The 3,733-nt window shown below is 59.9% G+C and carries 1 protein-coding gene; it reads right to left on the bottom strand.

Annotated elements, in window-relative coordinates; genetic code table 11:
* Nucleotides 1-15: 15 nt before the first annotated feature.
* On the bottom strand, nucleotides 16-3,733 hold a 3,718-nt coding region (locus BN1127_RS20870), incomplete at its 5' end, for an Ig-like domain-containing protein (RefSeq protein WP_231557460.1).

Below are 3,733 nucleotides of genomic sequence, written 5' to 3'. Positions count from 1 at the left end.
CGTCCCGGTGAACGGTTACGCCTTGTCACCCGGTACCCGCAGAGTCAGGCCGCTCAGGTTCAGATCCAGTGCATTGCTGCTCCACAGCTTGTCCGACGCGGTGAAGGTCAGCTTGCCATTGTCCCCGACGGTACCCAGCAACTGGCTGCCCTTGTAGAGCTCGGAGCCTTTGGGCATGCCGCTCAGCACCAGGCTGTCGAGCACTTCGCTGCCATCCCGATCGCTCAGGGAGGCGCTCACCTCCAGCGGGTAGTCGACCACCACCGGCTGCACCAGGGTCAGCACGCCCGTATCCTGATTGATCTGGTAGACACCGTCGGCGAACTGGACATACTCCACGTCGTGCAGCGCCTTGGTGATACCGACCCCCTTCTCCGTGACGGAGAAGTTGAACCAGCGATCATTGATCGAGTATCCGCTGCCCTTCGTGATGGCGTAGTCGGCACGGTTGCCGGACAGTACTGCGATATCTTTATCACCAGCACCGCCATAGAGAGTATCGCCACCCAACCCAGCGACCAGAATGTCGTTTCCAACGCCGCCGTCGAGGGTATCGCCCGACACTGAGTTGCCACCGACCAGCACGTCATTGCCGTTGCCACCGACGAAGTGGTCGCCGCCCCCCTTCTGGCTCACGATGTAGTCGTTGCCATCACCACCCACCACGGTGTCCTTACTAGAAGTGCTATCGGTCAAAGTGTTGGTGATCCCGAGGGCCCCCTTGTCGAAGCTGCCGGACTGGAACTGGCCCGTGGTGATCCCCGCGCTCGGGAAGCTCTGGCTGTAAGACGGCATGCCATTCCCCATCAGGGTGACGTTGACCGTGGGCTTGTCGGCCACCGCCGCCACGTCGATCACCAGCTTGCTGCCGTTGCTGAGGTTGGCACCGTCGCTTATCTGATAGCCGATGCTGGCATAGTCGCCCTTCATATTGCCGACCACAGCGCCGTTGCCGTTGGCGGCATGGGTGCTCGATTCGTTCAGACCTGGCACGAAGCGCAGATGGCCTGCGTTCACCTCGGCATAGGAGATGAGGGATCCGGTTTGCACCGCAACCCACTGCCCAGCCGCATTGAGGTATTCGAGGGTACCGTTCAGCGGCAGGGTGTTGATCTGCACCCCGAGATCGGTCGCGTCCTGATCATCGCTGGCACCGAACTGGGCCCAGGTCAGGACCTGGGGCTGATCTTCGGCACCGGCGCTGTGGCCGCCAGCCGCCGTCGGCGCCCGATCGTTGTCAAGGATGGTGCCGGTACCGCTCTGGCCACCTATAGTCACCGACAGGGTCTCGTTTGCCTCTACTAGTCGATCGTTCACCGTTGGTATGGTCACGGTAAAGCCGGATACCCCGGCCGGCACCGTGATCTTGCCGGTGGTGCTGTTATAGGTCACGCCGTTGCTGAACTGGGCGGTGCCCCAATCAAGGTTGGAGGCCGGGTTGGTACCGCTGCCCATGATGACGAAATCGTACTCCGTTGCTTCCTGGGTCGCGTCGGACAGGGTCACCGTATGCTGCAGATTGCCGCCTTCCACTGTGTTCTCGCTGGATACCGACTGCACGATCGGAGTAAACAGCGGCTTGGTCGCGAAAGAACCCAGGCTCCAGTCGCCGTCCCCATCCGTCACCCGGATCTGGAAGTCGATATCGCCATCTCCCAGGGGCTTGGACATGCTCTGGTACTGGAAGAACTCCCACTTGCCGGTGGCCGGGGTGAACTCCAACCTGAACACCAAAGTGCCGTCACTGGCTTTGCCATACAGGGTATTGGGTTGATCTGCTTTGCTGGAAATTAAGATCACTTTACCAGTAGCTGTCATCAAACCCACTTCATTGGGTCCCGAAAGCGCTATATGTCCCTTGCCATCAGCACCCCATTGCGGTGCAACCGTACCCGAACCATAGGCAATTGCCTGCGGCGTATCAGCCCCCAGAAACTCGATAGACTTGACGGTAAAGTCGCTGTTGTCTTTGGTATTGATGTTGCCGTTATTGGTCGCCTTGATCACCATGGTATCGAAGCCACCCTGCTGCACCTGGAAGTTTTGCTTGTACTCTCCCCCCGCAGCATCCGATCTGAATGAAAGTGTGGAAATCAATACGTTGTCGCGGTAAAACTCTACCACTCCACTTTCCAACTCTTTGCCAAACATCTGGCTGAACTTGATATTGGCGCCGTAGGCAACCTTGCCCGCATCCAGCGTGACGATAAGCCGCTCGGATACGGAAGAGCCATCAGCAAAGTGGCGGAAGTCAATTTCATTGGCGAGGTTGTGGTAAGGCGCCTCACCGCTGGCCACTCCCAGGCCCGAGCTGGAGCCGTTGACATCCGCCGCCACCAGTGACGAGTCGGTTGCCGACTTGAAGCCCAGGGCACTGATGGTAAGGCCTGCCATGTTCAGAGTGCTCTGATTGTCACTGTACTGGGTCAGATCGAAGAGCCCGGTCAGCACGTTCGGAATATCGGTCTTCACCACGGAAACGGCATCGCTGTTGCCAGCAATGGGGGAGTCGTCCTCGACGCTGACATCCAGCGTGTCCTTGGTGACGCCGCTGCCATCGGAGACCTCCACGTCCAGCTGGAACGACAGCTTGTCTTCCGAGGTCGTATCCCTGTGGTCGAGTGGCTCCTTAAGGGTCACGTCATAGGTCCACTCTCCCTTGCCGCTGGCATTGTATGCCGTCAGCTTGACCTCGACCACCGCCTTGTAATCGGCGCCGCCAATCGCCCCCGTGTAGCCGACCAGCGTCTTGCTGCCCGCATCCCAGCTCCATTGGACCTTGGCCCCACCGGATGTAAGTCCGTTGGGCCCCGTCGGCCCGTTCAGGGAGATGCTGAGGGTACTGCTATCCACGTCACCCACGGAAAGAGTACCGGACGCTTTGATGGCGTTGGTGGTATCCGGGTTGCCGACCATGTCGGCAATACCGCTTGCCAGCCCCTCTTCGGAGACGACAGCCCCATTGGATATGGTCAGCGTCGGCAGATCATTGACCGCATCCACCTTGATGGTCACGGTTGCGGGACTCGCATCCACGGCGCCGTCGTTGTCTACCGCCGCATAGTTGAAGGTGGTGTTGCCGTTCCAGTTCGCATTCGGAGTGAAGGTGAGCTTGCCGGCGTCCGCCACCGCAATGTTCTGATCCACCGTCACAGCCACCCCGTTCAGATAGAGGATGCCGTTGGCAGGCAGGCTCTTGATGGTGAAACTCACCACGTTGCCATCGATGTCGCTGCCACTGAGGGTCGGAATGGCAATGCTGGCGGCATCTTCCTGACCGTTTGCCTGCTTGTTCGCCGTCTCCGGCGCTTCATTCAGGATCTGCGCGTTGTCGCTGCCCGGCAGGGAGACGTTGCCCGCCTTGTCGGTCTGGGTCGCCGTAACCGTCAACGACTTGCCGTTGGCCAGGGTCGTCTCCGTCCAGCTGATGGTGCCATTCTGATAGCCGTAGCTCTTGCCATTGCTTGCCAGCAGGGTGCCATCGGCCTTGAGCGTCAACTGGACAGTGCTGTTCACCCCGCCATTGTTGATGGTCAGCGTCACCTTGCCGCCCGCAACCAGGTCTGCGTGATTGATTCCGGCGCGAACCTGGATCTGATCATTGCCAATCTCGGCCTTGGTCAGCTTCTGGTCGTTGTTGACATCGTCCACGATGACCACGGTCGGCGCACCGGTCGCGGTGGTGTCGACCCCGTAGCCTTCGTTGTCGGTCGCGGTGGTGCTGTTGCCCGCC

Origin of the sequence: Aeromonas media (assembly GCF_000819985.1) — a bacterium.
Classification (GTDB): domain Bacteria; phylum Pseudomonadota; class Gammaproteobacteria; order Enterobacterales; family Aeromonadaceae; genus Aeromonas; species Aeromonas media.
Note: the sequence above shows the minus strand (reverse complement) of the source record. Positions and strands in the feature narration are given on the sequence as shown.